This window comes from Weissella sagaensis (assembly GCF_010306265.1).
GTDB classification, from domain to species: domain Bacteria; phylum Bacillota; class Bacilli; order Lactobacillales; family Lactobacillaceae; genus Weissella; species Weissella sagaensis.
On record NZ_BLKA01000009.1, the window covers coordinates 1 to 19,030 of the forward strand.

A 19,030-nucleotide genomic window follows, 5' to 3' on the forward strand; every position below is an offset into this window, starting at 1 on the left:
TATTTAACGCCGTTACCACTCGTTGCGTATCCATGACTTGCTTACGAATTTGGTACGGGAAAGCTAAGTTATCTGCCACCGTCTCACCAAATAACGTCGGTTGTTGGAAACAATATGAGACTTGCCGCCGATACATGATTGGGTCATAACTTTCAATCGGCTGCCCATCAAAAAGCAAGGTCCCACTTGTTTTAGAAATCATGGCCGCAATGATCCGTAATAACGTACTTTTCCCACCACCGGATGGTCCCGTTAATGTAATATGAGCCCCAGCTGGAATCTGCCAATCAACATCATGTAAAATATGTTGATCAGCGATTTGATAATTAATTTTTTCTAAACTAATCAATGAATTCATATGCCCACCCCCGATCGCACAATGATCGGCGCCGACAACAGCCGGATGAAAAAGTGCTCAGAAGTCAATAAATTGGACTTATCTGTTTGATGTATTAATACACGAACCTGTGTAGCCATTGGCAAATCCATATGAATCATACCTGAGTCAAAGTGTTCCGTATAACTACGGAGGAGTTCTAATTGAACTTTTAATTTATCATTATTTTCCTTGATCGATCGTTTTTGTCTAGACATACGTTTTCTCCTATCTAGGGAGTATTATATCATTTTATAAAAAAACAACCCCCGTTATCTAACTATTAGATAATAGTTGCTGTTTTAATAGTCTTTTAGAGGGGTCATTATATAATAATAGCCCCTGAATGGAAGGGCATTTTAGTGAGTGCCTAGTCACATATCTAGCTCATAACCAAAGTCCTGGTATTTTCCTTAGAAGTCAATAAATTAATTGGACTGTTTTACTGCGGCACTATATGGCATTTTTTTATTAATGAACGTAGTTATTCAAACTTGTAACTAATTTTTTAATTTCATCACGAACCTTACGGAATTCTTGTAGTTGTTCTTCTAAAGTTCCTGTGGCTTGCGCTGGGTCAGATAAAGGCCAGTGTAAACTCTTGGTTTGAGGGGGAAGCATAGGACATTTATCCTTGGCATCACCACATAAAGTAATAACTAAATCTGAAGTGTTCAAATAATTTAGATCAATTAATTTAGAGTAGTGGCTACTAATATCTACTCCATCTTCAGCCATAACTTTAACAGCATTTAGATTTAACCCATGAGTTTCAATCCCTGCACTCTCGATTTGAAACTCATTTGCCGGCAATATTTTTTTTGCATATCCTTCAGCCATTTGACTGCGACAAGAATTTCCTGTACATAAAAAATAAATTTTTTTCATTCTAAACCACCTATAATTTTAATTTGTATAATACCATAAACTTAAATGCAATGCTTCCATCAACATAGGTGTATAAGTATTAAGGTCTTCTATGTAATTATAGACCTTTAACGCAATCATTTCTGAATTATTCAGCGGATAGATCAGTATATGAACGACCTTGATTGTGCATCTCAACAAGAGACTGCTTAAATTCTTTTTTTGTATCGAATCATATTAAAAAATGCTCCTATGCTATTAGTTTACAGGGCAGAAGAAAATCTGTCCGTAAATCTAGCATAAGAGCAATACTTTCCAACACCAAAAATTCTAGATCCGATTATTTTTGTTAAACGAGATTTCTATATATAATGGAATTATAAATTTACTGTTGGGGGTTTTTATGACTGATTTATTTGCAGATGGGACTATCTCTATCCATGGAGCTCAAGAAAATAACTTAAAGGATGTCAGTTTAGATATTCCTAAGCACAAAACGACTGTATTTGCTGGTCTTTCTGGGTCTGGTAAATCCTCTTTAGTTTTTGATACATTAGCCGCTGTTTCCCGACGTGAATTGAATGAAACTTTTCCTAGTTTCACCCAACAATATTTGCCTAAATACGGTCAACCTGAAGTGAACCGAATCGACAACTTACCAGTGGCAATTGTGGTTGAACAGAAGCCTATTGGTCGTAATTCTCGATCTACTCTGGCAACCTACACCGGCATCTATTCCGTCTTACGTTTGATGTTTTCTCGAATTGGACAGCCTTGGGTTGGGTATTCTGAATGGTTTTCCTTTAACCTACCTCAGGGAATGTGTCCAAAATGTCAGGGATTAGGCTTTGTTGACGACGTAGATGAACGTCAATTAATTGATCCTAATAAATCACTCAATGAAGGTGTAATGACCTTTGCCGGGTTTCAACCGGGAACTTGGCGTTGGAAGGAATATGGCAACAGTGGATTATTTGATTTAGACAAAAAAATTAAAGACTACACCGATGAAGAATATGATTTATTCATGCACGCTCCGCAACAAAAATTAAAAAATCCACCGGCAAATTGGGGCCGTACGGCATTATATGAAGGACTAGTTCCACGTATGCTTCGCTCTGTTATTCATAGTGCCTCAGGTCGTCATCATGAAGCTGCCTTATCAAAGATTGTCACTCGAAAAACTTGCCCAGTATGTCATGGAACACGTCTGAACAAAAAGGCTCTAACTAGTAAAATTGCTGGCAAAAATATTGCAGAAGTCAGCGATATGGATTTAGTAAGTGTCCTAAAATTTTTGGATAATATCTCGGACCCCAAGGCTAAAACAATGGTGCGTGAACTACATAGTAAAGTTCAAGCTTTGGTCGACATTGGTTTAGGTTATCTTTCCCTTGGCCGTGGAACTGATACTCTATCTGGTGGAGAAGCTCAACGAATTAAAATTGCCAAATATTTGACGAGTTCCCTATCCGATTTAGTTTACGTACTCGATGAACCAAGTGTAGGACTCCATCCTCACGATATTAAATTAATTACCCAATCCTTAAAAAAGCTCAAGGAACATGGCAATACCATTATCCTAGTTGATCACAACCCTGCCATTATTTCGACAGCAGATTATGTCGTAGAGATGGGACCACAAGCCGGCAAAAATGGTGGTCAGGTAACTTTCACTGGTACCTACGACGAACTATTACGGTCAGATACGATTACGGGTAAAATGTTACGAGAAAAAATCACTTTCCCAAAGCCTCGTGAACCTCAATCTTGGCTAAATGTTAGTCATGTAACTTCTCATAATTTAAAAGACGTATCTACCAGAATCCCTCACGGTGTAATGACCGTGATATCTGGACCAGCAGGTTCTGGGAAAAGTACTTTAGTCCAAGCTTTCAAACAACAAGTTTCTGATCAAGACTATATTGATTTGAGTCAGGATTCTGTAGGTTTGAATATTCGTTCTACACCTGCAACTTACTTGAACATTTTAAATCCTCTACGAAAGCTTTTCAGTAAAGCCAACAATGGCGTTTCAACACAACTATTTAGTTATAACGGTAAAGGTGCTTGTCCCCGTTGCAAAGGTAAAGGTGTGATGATCACCGAGATGGCATTCATGGATCCAATCGTCCAAGAATGTGAGTTGTGTCATGGGAAACGTTATAGCCAAGAAGCACTACAATACACTTATCATGGCAAAGATATTTCTGAGGTTCTAAATCTTTCTATCAACGACACTTTAGAGTTTTTCAAAGATGTGCCAGATATCTACAAAAAGGTTAGTCTACTCTACCAAGTTGGACTTGGTTATTTAAATCTTAGCCAGTCGATGACCACTTTATCTGGTGGTGAAGTGCAACGTGTTAAGTTAGCAATGGAATTGAATCATACCGGCCGAATCTATTTCTTAGATGAACCAACAACCGGATTGCACTTACAGGATACTCAACAATTGATCGATTTATTTGAAGGATTGGTTGATAAGGGCAATACATTAATTCTGATTGAACATAATCTGAAATTAATTTCACGAGCCGATTGGTTAGTCGATATGGGACCCAATGCTGGTAAATTCGGCGGTCAAGTTTGTTTTGAAGGTCATCCAAAAGATAGCCTAAACGATAAAAACTCTCGGACTGGTGCTGCATTAGCAGCTATAATTTCTTAAAAGATTCAAAAAGATCACCTCATTTAAAGTGCAACACAAAAGTTAGACAAAATTGAATATTTTTAAACTGCTAAGGCATGTTCCCTGTATTCGCAGGGAGTCATGCCTTTTGTTTTCTGTGATATTCGTGTGACTTAACACACCTTCAAGTTCACCATGTTGACATTTAAAATATCGCGCCAGTGATCATATAATCGATCAACCGTTACACCAGAATAATCTGTGGGGCAGTCCCAGCCTTCACCCTTTAGCTTGGCAGCTACAGCTTGTTCAAATTTATCTTCCGCTATTTAACTAGTCTTCTTTTCTTTTTTAGTTGTACCTATTTACCAAAATGCCACCACTTTTTAGGTTTAGATTGTGACTCCGGGCTGCTATTTTCAGGTTCCGGTTGTTTGTCTGACGTCACTTCTTTTTCACCATCATCATGCGGTGCCATAGTTAAGGCTTTCAAGTCCGTAATTTCTGCCTTGTATTCTTCGAGCAGTTGTTTGTCCTGTAAGGCCAATCTTTGTTGCTGGTCTAGTAATTTATGTAACTCCTTCTTTTCAGATTGAATTTCTGATACTAAATTGCGAAGGAATTTCACTTCATCTTGATCATAAACATCATCTTTTTCGTTGTCGTCAATATCATCTTTATGTTGATGTTCTTTAGTTGATGAACCATTTTTAAACATTGATTTAATAGTCTTTTGGCCGTCAACATTAACGTAAACGGTATTACCTTTTGTTGATGTAAATTGACGTAAATCGATTGACGTATCTCTTTTTATCTTTTGCCATATGGCCTGCTTTGAAACGCCCAATTCATCAGCAAGTTCTCGAATTGTTTTTAAATTTTCACTCATGATCTATATCCTGCCTTTTAACGATTGGTAGATACTGTTCAATTGATTTTTTAAGATACTTAGCAATATTCTTTTTCGAATAGTCATCTTGTTTATCTCTGATATATGCTAAGTGTTCTTTCACGCCCTTTAAACCACGTAACTCTTTTAATTCGTCATAGAGTGGATAAACATTTTTCTGTAGCCCTGACAAAATAGCCGTATCCGTCAAATCAATATACGACAATAAGAAATGTTCCATCAGCAATTTTGTATATGGGCTCTTCATAGCTTCATACACGAGGTCTTTTTCACTTTCTTCTTTTCTTATCTTACCGTCAATATAGGCTGGGTCATCTTGTTTGTAACTAGTATCGTCTGCCACCTGTTTTTTCGTGATATGAAAGACAATACTGTCAATACTCCGTCCTTTTTTTACCTTATCGTACGCTACATTAAAGCTAGTACGATCTGTAATTTCTGCTAAAGGTTCTTTCAATACCCTAGTTTCAAAGTTTGCAAATTTTTTATATTCATTAACAGTATCAGTCATTTCTCGTAACTCATGCATCCTTATTATGGGATTACGATAACCTTCAACTTGTGCCTCTCGGCGTCCACCTTTAACGTGATAATGCTCATACTGATTGTAATTCATCGATAACCATCGATATAAAATAATAGCATATTTGCTATTTAATTCCGCAAGGTCTGACAAAGCATGTTGCGTAAAATTATTTTTTAGATTAATTAAATATGGCATAATTCGGTCACTGAACTCGATAGTGACTTCATCATGATAATCAGCCCATTTAACATAAGGAATCGGTACAATACTCTCAAAATCAAAACCTTTGTCTTGTTCTTTTTTAATCTGAAAAAAGGCTTGCTTTTGCATTTTTTCAACAGCTTCTTTAAATCGACTATGTTTGTTGTTGTCATCAACTTTAAAAAACGCAAACAACTCCCGTTTCGATAAATACACTGTTTGATCTTTGGGTGGATTATCCGTATCAATTAAAGACACAGCTAGCTCAAACATTTTGAGTGGCGTCTTATCCATTTTGGCAATGGACGTGATTAAACTATTATGTTCGACCACTTTACGTTTCGCCAAATCAGGCGCTGTCTGTTCTTTCCTTGAATTCAATTCTGTTATAATAGCCATACAAATACGCTCCTTTGTGCGTGTTATTAGAAGCATAAAGAAAAACTTTTAGCCAGGATTTTCTTTATGCTTTTATTGTACACCGAAGTAACTACATTTAAAGTTTTTTTGTAGACCTATACATAGTTTTTTGTAGACCTATACATAGTTTTTTGTAGACCTATACATAGTTTTTTGTAGACCTATACATAGTTTTTTGTAGACCTATTAGGTTTAAAACCCTTGTCATTACTGGATTTATAACCACGCAAAAGAACAAAAGATTAAAATATATAAGATAAACTTATAATAGGCTGTGCCTTCTTCACCTTTAAAAAATTATTTCAAAAGAGTTTATTCATATCACTATGATTGATAAACAAGCTCAGCGCATTTTATCGGAGGACCTTTATTGAAGATCCAGTAAGTTTAAAACTGCCTATTACATCGTTATAGGTAATTTTAAATATATATTGATATAAACAAAAATTTAAAGTTGCTTAGAATGTACATTCTAGCTATTAAAAGCACTTACCGACTGGTACAACTAAATTAACCAAGGGGCAATAACTAAAATAAAAAAATTACCATATTTGACTACGCCAATAAAATATACATACAAGAAAAACAAGTAATATGAAAATACAAGTAGAAAAGAGTTAGTCAGTTACCGTTTCACCCATATGACTCTCTATTCGCTATGTGTTGTATATAGCATTTAATGAGGTATCTTTTCAGAAATTTTTACCACGCACTGCAAATAATTAAACACAACTTAGATGACTTTCTATGATTTTTTAATTATGTAGATATGAATTACCTGTTTCATGAAAGGGTTTGCTGTGGTAAACTGAAAGCATCAATTAAATACAAATGCAAAAAAAAGCCCCAAGAATTGGTGTTCTTGGAGATTGCTTTTTATAAGAAGTACCTTGTCGGGATTGGCGTCCCACTTGGTATGACTTGATGTGCACAACCACATCAAGATTTACTTTTAAGTATAACATATCTGGTAGCGGTGTAAAGTTTTTAGACAAGATATGGTTAGAAAAAAAGACAGGAAAATTCCTGGCAAAGACGATAACAACGGACTTTGTGGATCTTGATGAGAGAACCACAAAGCCTTTTTCTTTTGCCGGGGAGTAGTGTTAACCGATATCAAACAAGCGTATAACTCACGCAGCTAAAAAGAAGCCTAGGTGGACTCTAGGACGTTAAGTGAAGGTCCTTGCTGTGCGCTCCATGGACAGTGTAAACAAAGAAATGGAGAGGAAATGCTAATTAGTCCACGTTTGGATAGCTAATTAGGATTCGGTCACGGGTTGCGCCGTGATGAAGACATAAAGCCTGCGGAGAAGCTGGTTCAGTAATGAATCGAAGTCGGTAGTCCCCGGATTGTGTAAAGGGTTAAACAGTTACCTATATGAAAAAACGTCTCTAATGATGGTTTAGAGACGTTTTTTAGTTGTCAATATCTTCATATGTTAACAATATATAAACAACGTCAAAACACAACCGAATGGGTTGTAAGGGATAGCTTGCGCGTAATCTACTGTGACGAAAGTCAGTCGTTATGAGATGCACATAATGAAGCTCACCAATTGCCCCACTTAGGGGATTGTTGGTGAAATGTCGAGAGAGAGCTTTGCGAGCTGGTTATAACGATAGTATTTGAATTAGTCGTTTTGTTGTGAGGCATTGAGAGAGTTGTGTGCTGTTAAAAAACAGGTCAGTATACATAAAAAAATATTAGTTATGCGAAAAAATATGTAAGAAACCAAAATACGAACCCTGAGAGCAATCCTGTTGGTACAATAGCATACAAATAATTTTTTATTTCAAACCAGCTCATTTTTTTATGAGTTTGATTAATTTCAGTCGATAACCGATTAGCGACTTGGTCCATAGTCCTTTGAACGGTCTGGTTTAGGCTGTCGTTTAGGGCTTTCAACGTGGTGTTGTTGCTCTTTTGCAGACTGTTTATCTGTTGCAATTCGTCGATTGTTTTGCGATTGACCGTCTTTGTTTGTTCGTTGAACTGATTTTGAGCGTCTTTGAGCAGAGCGACTAATCGTTCTCTGCTGGTTTCTTTGCTGTTCTCTAAATTGTTCAAGGTCTCTTGAAAGGCTTGATTGACCTTTTGGCTGGCTTGGTCGATTTGTGTCAGCTGTTCGGTCAGTTCGATTTGTTGTTTGCTTTGTAGTTGAATTTGTGTGCCCTGATAGTTCCTGATTTCTTTCAGGGTCTGATTGAGCGCTGTTAAATCTGTTTGTATCTGGGTTTCTGGTATCTGTTTGGTTGTATCTTGGGTCTCTAGTACGTCTTTCCAACTCATTGTAAATTGCCTCCTTTTCGTAAGCTGTGCCAAGTTTATTGCCACGAGCTTTATAATTCGTCCCAGTTAGCTGATAGGTAAGGTCTTTACCTCGTTCCCATACATCTATTGCTTTTTGTTTTAAATCGTCTTTAAACGCTTGAAAATCGGAAATAAGTTGATTAGACATCGTACTATCAACAGCCTGCCTTATTTGCTCTTTCCATGTGGGTTGCCTACGATCATGCATTTTAATTTCTGCCATAGAACGTTTTTCATAGCGTTCAGGATCAGGGTGCGTTACTTCTAGTCCATGTTTTTGTACGATTTCATCGGTGTTATGAACGAGCTTTTCACGATATTCTTGCCAATTTCCGTGCATTTTCTTGCCGGTTTCCAAGTCGATTGCCCCAATGACAGCGTGAATATGTAAGGCGTCCGTATCAGCATGCTCATATAGTGCCACTTGTTGATTAGGGTAGGTTTGTTGATACACTTCTTTGGCAATATCGAGCGCTTTTTGTTGGTCGTTTTCGTTTGTCGGGTCAAATTCTTTGGGACTAAACGAGATACGACTAGCATACGCTTGTGTTTTGCCTTGATTACCATACACTTCACGGACTTGTTTAAATTGACTTTTTGCGTAGTCAACATCAAGGTTTAGTCCGTCTTTTAAAACTGCCCGTTTTTCAGCGTAATTGACAAGGCGTGACGCGCTGGCAGACCGTTTTATGTGAGTTGTTGCCATATGTGTGCCACCTCACTTTGCAGTTCCTGCAATGCTTGGGCAGGGACATTGCCCCCTTGATTGGCATGTTTGGTTAATTGATTAAGATTGCCCCCGATTTTTGCTAATTGACGGGTCAATTCTTGGGCTTCTTTTGCGCCAATCTTAGGGGCAACGATCCGTGCCCCTTGTGCCTTCTTTTTGACAAAAGCAGGCACGGACATATTTAAAGTTTTCGCAGATTGCGAAAGCTTTAAATAGTCCTGCTCGCTCACTCTAAAATTGATTTGCCGACTGTCTTTCCGATTGGGTTGTTTATCGGATAGAGAGCTAGCCATATTGTGTTGTTCGCTCACAAACCCCACCTCCCTTTGTTTTGCCTTTCAGGCAAGTGAATTGATTGATTAAGCTCGTGAAACCCTAAGGGTTTCTACTCACATAATAAATCAATTCGTGGGGTTTGGCAAGCAACCCACATGCTAGCCACTTAAGTGACTGATTTGGTGCTTGCAAAGGGGACGCTAGCGCTCGCCCCTTGACCCCCTAGCTACGCAAACTCATGGAAAAATGACTAGCTATATGCTAGCCACTTTTTACCAATCGTTGCGTATGCCATTTGCGGAATAAATCCGCAAATGGCGTCTACCCGACGGGGGCTGTCTGCCGAATTATTTTGCATAATAAGCATGATTTCATCAAGACAAATTTCGCACTTGACGCATGCTCTAAGCAGGAGATCTTCCAGCAGACTATTTCATGGAAAGTTCTGCCCGAACAGGGCAATCTAAGCTAGATTGATCGCAAAAAATATATTATGTAGTTACATATTATATTTTGATATACTAATTAACGGCAATTTGTCCTGAAAGGTTTTGTTGTAATGGTATTTCAAATTATCTCGTTTAATATACTGATAAGCATTTTACTTAGTGATACATAAAAGTCGTGATACAATTAGCCGTAGTTCGAAAGGGTATTATGGTCACTAAGTTACACATATAAGTTTTTATGGAGGCATTGTAATATGGCAAATTCCTACGGAAATGATCCTTTTTTCAATAATGATATGGATGATATTTTTAACCAAGTATTTAAACGTATGGGGAATCCTAACTCAGATTCTGCTCGCTACTTGGTTAATGGTCAATCGTTAACTTCAGACGAGTTTACTCAATATCGAGCAACTGGTAAATTACCAGAACAAGCAAAAACAATTGAAGTATCTAAAGATGGACAACAAGCTCTTAAAAAGGGTGGTATTTTAGAAAAATTAGGAACCAACTTAACAGAACAAGCACGCGATGGATTGCTAGATTCAGTTATTGGACGTGAAAATGAAATTCAAGAAACAGCGGAAATTTTAAGCCGTCGAACCAAAAACAATCCAATTTTAGTTGGCGATGCGGGGGTTGGTAAAACAGCCATAGTTGAGGGACTGGCGCAAGCGATTGTAAATGGTAAAGTTCCAGAAGCAATTCGGGACAAAGAAATTTACTCTATTGACTTGTCCTCCTTAGAAGCTGGAACTCAGTATCGCGGTTCTTTTGAAGAGAACATCAAAGACTTAGTCAAGGAAGTTAAGGCTGCTGGCAATATTATTCTATTCTTTGATGAAATCCACCAGATAATTGGTACTGGTTCAACAGGTGGTGAAGACGGTGGTAAAGGCTTAGCTGATATTATTAAGCCAGCATTGTCTCGTGGCGAACTAACCGTTATTGGTGCCACTACCCAAGATGAATATCGCAATACAATTTTGAAAAATGCAGCTTTGGCTCGTCGATTCAATGATGTTGTAGTCAATGAACCTAATGCTGAAGACACTCTTAAAATTCTGAAGGGTATCAAAAACTTGTATGAAGAACATCATCATGTAAAATTGCCAGATGATGTTTTGAAGGCAGCGGTGGATTACTCCATCCAATATATTCCACAAAGAACGCTACCAGATAAAGCAATTGATTTGATTGATATGACAGCGGCTCATTTGGCAGCACATCAGCCTGAAAATGATGAAACAGCTTTAAAGGAAAAGCTCAATCAATTGCAAAAAGAAAAAGATCAAGCGGTGGAAAAAGAAGACTTTAAGCGGGCCGCGGATTTGAAGCAACAAATCGAGGCTGCTAATAAGCAAATTGATAATGTAGGTAAAAAGGAAGAAGTAGTGGCTACCGTTGATGATGTTGCTCAATCAGTAGAACGGTTAACGGGAATTCCAGTCTCAGATATGGGTGCTAATGATATTGAACGGTTAAAAGATTTGGATAGTCGCTTAAAGAGTAAAGTTATCGGTCAAGATCAAGCGGTAGCAATGGTTGCTAGAGCTATTCGTCGGAATCGAGCTGGCTTCTCAGAAGGTGAACAGCCTATCGGTAGTTTCCTATTTGTTGGTCCAACCGGGGTTGGTAAAACTGAATTAGCTAAACAATTAGCATTAGACATGTTTGGTGATAAGGATGCAATCATTCGATTGGATATGAGTGAGTATTCAGATCGGACTGCTGTTTCAAAATTAATTGGTACATCAGCTGGTTATGTAGGCTATGATGATAACTCTAATACCTTAACGGAACGAGTACGTCGAAATCCTTATTCAATTGTATTACTAGATGAAATTGAAAAAGCAGATCCACAAGTATTGACGCTTTTGCTTCAGGTAATGGATGACGGTCGTTTGACGGATGGACAGGGTAATGTAATTAACTTCAAGAATACCATTATTATTGCTACATCCAATGCTGGATTTGGTAATGAAAAGTTAACTGGCGATGCAGACAGAGACCAAACTTTAATGGATAAGTTGGCTCCATTCTTCCGTCCAGAATTCCTAAACCGGTTCAATGGAATCGTTGAATTCTCACATCTAACTAAGCAAGATTTAAGTCAGATTGTTGATTTAATGATTTCCGATGTTCAAAAAACACTAGCGAAAAAGGATTTGACTTTGAAAGTAACCGATGCAGCTAAGGATTGGTTGATGGAACAAGGATATGACGAAGCAATGGGAGCTCGTCCATTAAGAAGGGTGATTGAACAACAAATTCGTGATAAGGTAACGGATTTCTACCTTGACCACTTAGATATCAAAAACTTGAAGGCTGATTTGAAGGATGATCAAATCGTGATTGAGCAAGCCTAACTTAGCAAACAGCTTACTTTGGGCTTTGTTTACGGAAAGCGAGGATGACAGATTAATTTCTGTGATCCTCGTTTTTATTTGGGTTTTAGTTCAGAATAAGGATTATTGGTTTTGTTATTTTTAATAACTAAAATTTACCTAATAAAAGCTATCTTTATTAGACTTATGACCGATTTAAATGTAAACAAAAATGATAGTTTTTTTCTTCTTAAATTATGCATAGGGTATACCCTTTTCTAACATATCTTTATTTTGTGACAGAGAACGTGTGAATGATACAATGGCTCCCTTGCTAGCTGAATAGTCGATCAAAGTTGGTGCACCTGCATATGCAGTAATCGAAGCTGTATTAATGATCGCATCATGTTGGCTAAGTAACATGAATAATGCTTAGTTAGCATAAACATTCCCAAAACATTTGTTTGGAATGTTCTTGTAAACTCAGCAGCAGTAATATCCTACAAGTGTTCATGTACATGTTGCTCTCCTGCATTATTGACCAGGATATCAACCTTGGGGAATTTTTCTGTGATTTTATCCGCTAGTTCAACCACTGCATCTTCACTACCAATATCAGTGGCAAAAGCCAATGGCTCTTTACCAACTTCACTAATTCTCTTCGCTGTTCTATCAGCATCGGCGTCAGATTCATAATACACGAGCACAACTTGTGCTCCTTCTTTGGCGAATAAGATAGCCGTGGCGGCACCAATACCACTGTCACCACCAGTAATTACAGCGACTTTGTCCTTCAATGACTGGCCTGGCGCATAACCATATGCTTCCAATTTCGGTTGTTCGCTTAAATAAGCGTCTTCATCTTTTTGCAAATAACCTTTTTTTGGTCCTTGGCTCTTAGGCCCATGTTCATGTGGCATGTTAACTACCTCCTCAGAAATTTGTTAATTTTTGGATTGCGGCACAGGTAAAAATCACCTAAGTTGCATTTAAGAAAAAAGAGGCTATCAACCTGATAGTCTCTTTACTTTTATTATTTACCTCGTTAAGGAAAGCGGTAAGAATGTAATGTGACGGTATAGTAACCCTATATATTATAGCTTTACCACCTTTTCTACCAATCTTCTTGTAGAAATCTTTGTCGTGGGTGTCAGCAGTTTTTTCACCGCCCTTTTCCCCGATTTTTTCATAGAAATCCTTATCGTGGGTCTTAGCGGTCTGTTTGCCGCCCTTTTGCCCCGCTTATTCTCTCGTCATTTTCTAGTCATCTCTATCTTTAGCCATACAGTGAACCTCCTTAGGTTAACTTATGTTTTTAGAAATAATTTCCTTAACGATTATGCACATACTAACATGCCTATAGTGGCGTGAAAATATAACGCTTCCTGTTATTTTCCTTAGGAGTTATCGATACTTGGCAAGCCGACAACGTCATTTGGCCAGCTGCTAAGCAACGTCTTTAAATGGGTCAGCCAGGCTACTATTTTACCCAGAGCTAAGGTAGGTATGAGGTGAGTTTCCACAATCATGACCACTATGAGTTTATACCCTGAGTTAGTCCAATCACTAACAGAGAGCTGAAATTTGGTATAGTGGCTGCTATCGGGGTTTAAATATAAGACGGCAAAACCCACTTAGAACTAATTTTAAGTAAATTAAAAACGATACTAACAGCCTCGTATTGGCAGTCAGTATCGTCTTTGGCTAATTATCTTTAGTAAATGGGTACCTGTATAGCTAGTTGCCAAGAATTATTTATTCCCATTGTCATTCTCATTTGTTTGATCACTTAATTTATGGTCCAATTTTTCTAATTGGTTATGAGCAAAATGTCGCCCGCCCAAACCAAAGGCGAGGGCGAAGGCCACTGCAAGGCCACCGACGATAAAAAGGAATGCGGTGTTAACGATACTATTGGCAAAGTCTAGTTGGTCTAAGGCCATAAAGACGGCGAAAATTCCAAAGACTACTTGGGTAATCATACCGAGCCATTTATTTTTAGTAGCGTTCGTAAGGACTTTCCCGACAAACTGACCACCAAAGAAACCAAGCCCTAGAATTATCACAGCAAATAATAAGTTCGGTAAGTAGCTAATGATTGCCTTTCCTACCGTGTCTAGCACTTCGAGCTTAAGGGCGTGTAAAGCTTCAACAACGAAGAAGAGGCCTACAATGGCTGCAACAACCTGACCTAAAATTTTGGAAAGAGCAGTTGTTGGAGCTTTTTCTTTAGGGTAGGCTTCTGCCGCCATTTTATCGATACCAGTATTGGCCAACAAACTCGTAACAAGATTACCAGCAACCTTTGCAATCACGATACCGACTGCCAGTAAGATTACAGCAACCAAAATGTCTGGAATAGCAGCTAAGATACTATTCAAAACGGTAACAAGTGGCTTTGTGATCGTTGAGATCTTAAGCGCTTCTAAAGCAACGATCGCAATTGGAATCAAGACAAGTAAGTAGCAGACCATCGCCAAAACATTGGCAATTGAGTCTTTCGTATCTTTGTTAGGCGACGTACCAACAAATTTATCAATGTAATGATCAACTTTTAGGGTAGCTGCTAAATTGTAGACTAAGTTCTTAACAAGCTTGGCAACGAGGAACCCAATCGTTAGTAAGACAGCTGCCAATAAAATATTAGGTAAGTAGCTTAAAATGTAATTCATCATGTCTGTGATTGGCGATGCGATTGAATCCAAGCCAAAAGTTGTAAAAATTCCTGGCAAAAAAAGTAGCCAAACCAAATAATAGAATATCTTACCAAGTGCAGTTATCAAAGCATCTGCCTGTTCCATATTAGTAAAAATATTCCATTTAACAAAATATCGGTCTAGATGAGTTTTTTTGAAGCCCTTAGTAATTAGATACTTAATAAGTATAGCCAAAAGCCATGCAACTAGTATTAATATTAGCCCTTTAATCAGAGTAGGCAACATATTTTGAAATGACTGCCATAATTTTGTAATATCCATAAAATGATTCCTTTCTACAATTGAGAATAACTACGCGTAGATACTATCATAGATAAATAATTTTGTAAAAAATTATATTTATTTAGTATCATCTTATTATAATACTATCTAAAAGATCACACTTCATAAAGACACTCAGATTTAACTACTTTGTGAATTAATACTATGATAGACATTAATATATATAAATTTTTTATTTAACAAGATCTTTTAAATAAATGTTCTACAATATTTGGTACCGAGGACTAATCTGTAAGATTAGTCCTCGGTACCTTTTTGTTATACTTGTATATAATTTATGGCAAGCACAAAAAACAGATCAGCTGTAATTAGTCTGTCACACAAGATCCCTCTAGGAATGACCTATAACGTGGGGAAGTATATCGAGATTTTGATTGGAATTAAAGTCATACCGCGTATTTGATATCATGCATAATCCGTTATAGCAATAGTCTGTGTTACTACTTTAAACAGTATTCTTACCATATTTGAACTGCTGTTAAAACGATTATTATTGATTTATTTACCCCTTATCGCCAGATAATTCATGATTTATTTCTACATGGCCAAATCATTACCGATCGATTTCATGTCGTGACATAAGTCTATCGTTCATTGAACACAATTCGTATTCAAACAATGAAAGATTCATATTACAGGAACACGGACTTATAGGCAATTAGATAATTATTGGAAATTTATTTTGAAAGATGGAACCGCACTAAATTACATTGATTTTCGTAAGCGTCGTGGTTATCGTTATGCTTATCTAACAGATCAAGAGGTTATTGATTATCTATTGGCTTTGTCTCTAGAACTACGATCTGCTTACAATTTTTATCAAGATGTGCTGTACACTGCTCGTTATTAGGACTCCAACCAATTATGGGAAACTACCAAAACTGATTATCAAGATCCACGTTTCCAACGATTACCTGAAACTATGAAAAAATCGCGCCAAATGTTAAAACACCACATATCAGAAATTTAAAATAGCTTTATTTACACATTCTCAAACAGATCCGTAGAAATGACCAACAATAAGATAAAAGCTATCAAACGGATAGCATATTCATTTCACAATTTTGAACTATTTTGTTTACGTATTTTAATTTCTTTTCAAGAAGGTCCCTATTTGTAAAATTATAAACAAAAAGCAACCAAATTTATGAAAAATTCAGTCGCTTGAATAGCCTTTAGTATTAGTTAACGAGTAAAAAAATCACTCTGCCTTTTTATAGTCCGCTGGTGCTGGCCTACCCTTAACTTCTTTCTGAGGGCTTAATGAAGTAGATTCTTCTTCACTCTTATCTTTTTTTGTACTATCTTTAGTCATAGTAACCTCCTTATCTACTTAATACTATACATTCGATACTAATTAATTGTAACAAAATACATCCATAACATAAAGCCTCCATGATTGCCAACATAAAGAGGCATTGTATCACATAATTGCTGGGAATTTCTTTTGAAATTATATTCATGGGCTTTTTCAGCTAGTAAATAATTAATCAGGAGTTTAATATTCATAATTTTCACTTCCGCTCATATCAAGGGTTTCAGCCGTTTTAATTAGATAGTAAAATAATGCTCGCTAATTATATCGTTTTGGTATTTACCTATTACGTACTCCCACAAAGCGTCATACAACTTACGTTTAGCAGGGTCAGGGTTATGTGAAGAGTATTCCCAAAGTTCCTGTAAGTCAACCATTGGCGGTTCAAAAAATATGCGCGTCCTAAATTGACCTCACCTATTCCCTGGTGTAAATCGCTAGTAACTAAGGGATCTTCGGCAGCCACTACTTTGTTAATTTGCTTTTCCATTGTCAACATTGAGGCCCCAGTTTGGGTCATCACATAGTGCCTATCTCTCTTCCAACTAAACATCTTTAATGGGAACACCCGCAACACTCATGGCTTCCTTTCTTTTTAGCCGTTCAAGTTAAATTCTTTTTTTAATAGTTGTTCTAAATATCTAGAAGCTGTTAGCTCTTTTTCTTTAGCACGTCTAGCTAGTTTATTAGCAATGTTTTGTTTTAAAGTGTAAGAGTTTGAAATTCTAGGTGCAGGGGTTTCATTTATTACTGGGTTACTGTTCATACTATCCTTTAATTGGTCCATTTTATCTGCCTCCTTTCTATCACATGTTTTTGATTAGTTCATTAAGAAACTTAGAAGCAGATTTAAAATTATGTTCTTTTGCTAAAGCGTCAAGTCTCTTTCTGACACTTGGTTGAAGTGAAAATGTATAATTTTTTGTTCGTTCATCTTCATCTGCATCATTAAATACAGGAATTACTAATTTATCTTTGGGTTCAAATTGCTCTGTTTTTTGTAGAGCTTGTTTTATCTGTTTATTCTCTGGGTTAAATGCCATATCCAATTCTCCTTTATACTTAATATGCATACGTACTAAGTATACATATGATTAATAAATATATCTATTGTCTATAATCTGTTAGTAATTTCTTGGAATGTTTTATCAATATTATCAAAAAATTCACGTTGATTAATATATGTCTTATGATCTAGAGCCATTGTTGATAACGACGTTTTATCAAGTGTAGAACGATTAAATAATTCTTTTTCTGGAACTGTTGCAAGGACGTTAGGGTCATCTTTTAATGCTTCTAGCAGTTCGTGGGAAGATTTAGTATTATGTTTAATCATGTTAGCAATAAAAAATAACTTAGCAGTTACATAAGATTGTCTACTAGAATAATCTATTGCTTCTTTTTGTAATTCGTTTATGCGTTCTTCTAAATTAAATTTTGCATTGTAGCCATGTTCACTAGGTGTAATTGGGCTAAGTATAGCGTTACTAATAATCACTGCATTTTTGGTTGCCGTAGAAAAATCAGGGTGACTATCCAAAATAATATAATCAAAGCGTTCTAAATTCAAACGATCATAGTTATCTGATAACCACATGTATAGCAACATATTTTTATTTGTTTTATTTTCCAGATCTCTTTCAATATCATCTAAGTGCATATCTCCGGCAATTAAACTAATATTGTCTTTGATTTCATGTATTTTCACTTTGCCTCTTCCTAAAAAGATATTTCCGACAGTTTCTGCACTATCATAAATTCCATAGGTTTGAGTTAAATTACTTTGATGATCTAAGTCGACAAACAGGACGTTATTGTTGTGGGAAGCTAACCACTCACCATAATTAAAGGTAAGTGTTGTTTTGCCAACGCCACCCTTTATGGCTGAAAACGTAATAATCTTCATTATTAATCCTCCTCATACGCATTAAGTATGCTTAATATTTATCCTTATAAGTATAATAACATAGCATAATGATGTTTACAATTAATACGTATAATTTATATTTATACGTATAATTATAAGGGATAAATATCTTTGAATCGCCTTTGTTGTGTACGTTCGCTAATGCCTGTCTTTCTAGCAATCATTTTGTAAGTCATGCCTTGTTGGCGCAACTTATAAGCTAAACGTATTTGTTCATCTGTGTAGGTTTGTGGGCGTCCCTCATGAAAATAGGGGTCATGTGTTTTAGCGTATATTTTACCCTCTTGGGTTCGTGTCACAATCATGTCTCGTTCAAATTGGGCAAAAGCACTAAAAATAGTAAAAATTAATTGCCCTGTGGGCGTGTTATCAATTAGTCCCATGTTCAGAATATTAACTTTGATGTTACGTTTAAATAGGTCTTGAATTATATCAAGGGCTTCTCTAGTATTGCGTGCGAAGCGATCTAATTTTGTCACAATCAATGTATCATTTGCTTTTAGTTCATTCAGCAATTTATTAAATTCAGGGCGTTCAGTCGTTGTACCAGTAAACTTTTCTTGATAGATTATTTCAGCGCCTGAATTTTTTAAACTCTCAATCTGATTTTCTAATTTTTGATCCGTGGTACTCACTCTGGCGTAACCGTATTTCATCTTATGTCTCCAATCTGATTTATATAGCAAATTTGGTACTTTTGCAGTAAAAAAGGGTATGTATTTATGGCGGCAAGTTATGACGCATTCTAACACCTTTAATTA

18 protein-coding genes are annotated in these 19,030 nt (G+C 36.7%); 5 read left to right on the plus strand and 13 right to left on the minus strand.

All coding sequences use genetic code 11. From position 1 onward, the window contains the following. Together G7Y65_RS08185 and arsC are read right to left on the minus strand one after the other, a co-directional pair. The coding region (locus tag G7Y65_RS08185) for an ABC transporter ATP-binding protein (RefSeq protein WP_165314790.1) at positions 1–358 on the minus strand (358 nt) is incomplete at its 3' end. A 489-nt stretch (positions 359–847) separates the two neighbouring features. Continuing rightward, positions 848–1,264: an arsenate reductase (thioredoxin) gene (gene arsC / locus G7Y65_RS08195; protein WP_010276791.1), complete on the minus strand. Its 417-nt coding sequence runs from the start codon at positions 1,262–1,264 to the stop codon at positions 848–850. Positions 1,265–1,646: 382 nt separating this feature from the next. On the opposite strand from arsC, the gene G7Y65_RS08200 reads away from it, so the two are divergent. After that, on the plus strand, positions 1,647–3,914 hold the full coding sequence (locus G7Y65_RS08200) for an ATP-binding cassette domain-containing protein (RefSeq protein ID WP_165314791.1): 2,268 nt from the start codon (positions 1,647–1,649) through the stop codon (positions 3,912–3,914). Positions 3,915–4,236: 322 nt separating this feature from the next. Here G7Y65_RS08200 and G7Y65_RS08205 read toward each other — a convergent pair whose 3' ends face one another. From G7Y65_RS08205 to G7Y65_RS08220, 4 genes are all read right to left on the minus strand, one after another. Further along, positions 4,237–4,764: a helix-turn-helix domain-containing protein gene (locus G7Y65_RS08205; RefSeq protein ID WP_042493547.1), complete on the minus strand. Its 528-nt coding sequence runs from the start codon at positions 4,762–4,764 to the stop codon at positions 4,237–4,239. Beyond that, on the minus strand, positions 4,757–5,911 hold the full coding sequence (locus tag G7Y65_RS08210) for a RepB family plasmid replication initiator protein (RefSeq protein ID WP_042493545.1): 1,155 nt from the start codon (positions 5,909–5,911) through the stop codon (positions 4,757–4,759). The genes G7Y65_RS08205 and G7Y65_RS08210 overlap by 8 nt, the downstream gene beginning before the upstream one ends. Before the next feature lie 1,868 nt (positions 5,912–7,779). After that, on the minus strand, positions 7,780–8,952 hold the full coding sequence (locus G7Y65_RS08215) for a relaxase/mobilization nuclease domain-containing protein (protein WP_165314792.1): 1,173 nt from the start codon (positions 8,950–8,952) through the stop codon (positions 7,780–7,782). After that, positions 8,934–9,287, minus strand: a complete 354-nt coding sequence (locus G7Y65_RS08220; RefSeq protein WP_042493542.1) for a MobC family plasmid mobilization relaxosome protein — start codon at positions 9,285–9,287, stop codon at positions 8,934–8,936. Before G7Y65_RS08220 ends, G7Y65_RS08215 begins: the two co-directional genes overlap by 19 nt. 668 nt (positions 9,288–9,955) lie before the next feature. Between G7Y65_RS08220 and G7Y65_RS08225 the strand changes: the two genes are divergently transcribed. Beyond that, positions 9,956–12,070, plus strand: coding sequence for an ATP-dependent Clp protease ATP-binding subunit (locus G7Y65_RS08225; RefSeq protein ID WP_042493540.1), 2,115 nt, complete (start codon positions 9,956–9,958; stop codon positions 12,068–12,070). 213 nt (positions 12,071–12,283) lie between these two features. Here G7Y65_RS08225 and G7Y65_RS09480 read toward each other — a convergent pair whose 3' ends face one another. The 3 genes from G7Y65_RS09480 to G7Y65_RS08240 all read right to left on the minus strand — a co-directional run bounded on the left by G7Y65_RS09480 (position 12,284) and on the right by G7Y65_RS08240 (position 15,006). Then, entirely contained in the window at positions 12,284–12,451 is a 168-nt protein-coding gene (locus G7Y65_RS09480) for an SDR family NAD(P)-dependent oxidoreductase (protein ID WP_251939997.1), read from the minus strand. Positions 12,452–12,528: 77 nt separating this feature from the next. Beyond that, positions 12,529–12,948: an SDR family NAD(P)-dependent oxidoreductase gene (locus tag G7Y65_RS09485; protein WP_254003866.1), complete on the minus strand. Its 420-nt coding sequence runs from the start codon at positions 12,946–12,948 to the stop codon at positions 12,529–12,531. Positions 12,949–13,779: 831 nt separating this feature from the next. Further along, entirely contained in the window at positions 13,780–15,006 is a 1,227-nt protein-coding gene (locus G7Y65_RS08240; protein ID WP_042493538.1) for a mechanosensitive ion channel, read from the minus strand. 507 nt (positions 15,007–15,513) lie between these two features. Here G7Y65_RS08240 and G7Y65_RS09560 point away from each other — a divergent pair. The 3 genes from G7Y65_RS09560 to G7Y65_RS09565 all read left to right on the plus strand — a co-directional run bounded on the left by G7Y65_RS09560 (position 15,514) and on the right by G7Y65_RS09565 (position 16,147). Continuing rightward, the gene (locus G7Y65_RS09560; RefSeq protein ID WP_137600973.1) at positions 15,514–15,609 is read left to right on the plus strand and encodes a transposase; all 96 of its coding nucleotides are present in this window, start codon (positions 15,514–15,516) and stop codon (positions 15,607–15,609) included. A 100-nt stretch (positions 15,610–15,709) separates the two neighbouring features. Further along, entirely contained in the window at positions 15,710–15,877 is a 168-nt protein-coding gene (locus tag G7Y65_RS08250) for a hypothetical protein (protein WP_165207172.1), read from the plus strand. A gap of 129 nt (positions 15,878–16,006) precedes the next feature. Continuing rightward, positions 16,007–16,147 (plus strand): transposase, encoded by a 141-nt coding sequence (locus G7Y65_RS09565; RefSeq protein WP_353939045.1) that lies wholly within the window; start codon positions 16,007–16,009, stop codon positions 16,145–16,147. A 790-nt stretch (positions 16,148–16,937) separates the two neighbouring features. On the opposite strand, the gene G7Y65_RS08260 is transcribed toward G7Y65_RS09565, so the two are convergent. The 4 genes from G7Y65_RS08260 to G7Y65_RS08275 all read right to left on the minus strand — a co-directional run bounded on the left by G7Y65_RS08260 (position 16,938) and on the right by G7Y65_RS08275 (position 18,925). Continuing rightward, positions 16,938–17,129: a hypothetical protein gene (locus G7Y65_RS08260; protein ID WP_042493536.1), complete on the minus strand. Its 192-nt coding sequence runs from the start codon at positions 17,127–17,129 to the stop codon at positions 16,938–16,940. Between the two features lie 19 nt (positions 17,130–17,148). Further along, on the minus strand, positions 17,149–17,385 hold the full coding sequence (locus G7Y65_RS08265; RefSeq protein WP_042493535.1) for a ribbon-helix-helix domain-containing protein: 237 nt from the start codon (positions 17,383–17,385) through the stop codon (positions 17,149–17,151). A 71-nt stretch (positions 17,386–17,456) separates the two neighbouring features. Further along, on the minus strand, positions 17,457–18,248 hold the full coding sequence (locus G7Y65_RS08270) for a ParA family protein (RefSeq protein WP_042493534.1): 792 nt from the start codon (positions 18,246–18,248) through the stop codon (positions 17,457–17,459). A 113-nt stretch (positions 18,249–18,361) separates the two neighbouring features. Next, the gene (locus G7Y65_RS08275) at positions 18,362–18,925 is read right to left on the minus strand and encodes a recombinase family protein (RefSeq protein ID WP_042493532.1); all 564 of its coding nucleotides are present in this window, start codon (positions 18,923–18,925) and stop codon (positions 18,362–18,364) included. Positions 18,926–19,030: the final 105 nt, after the last annotated feature.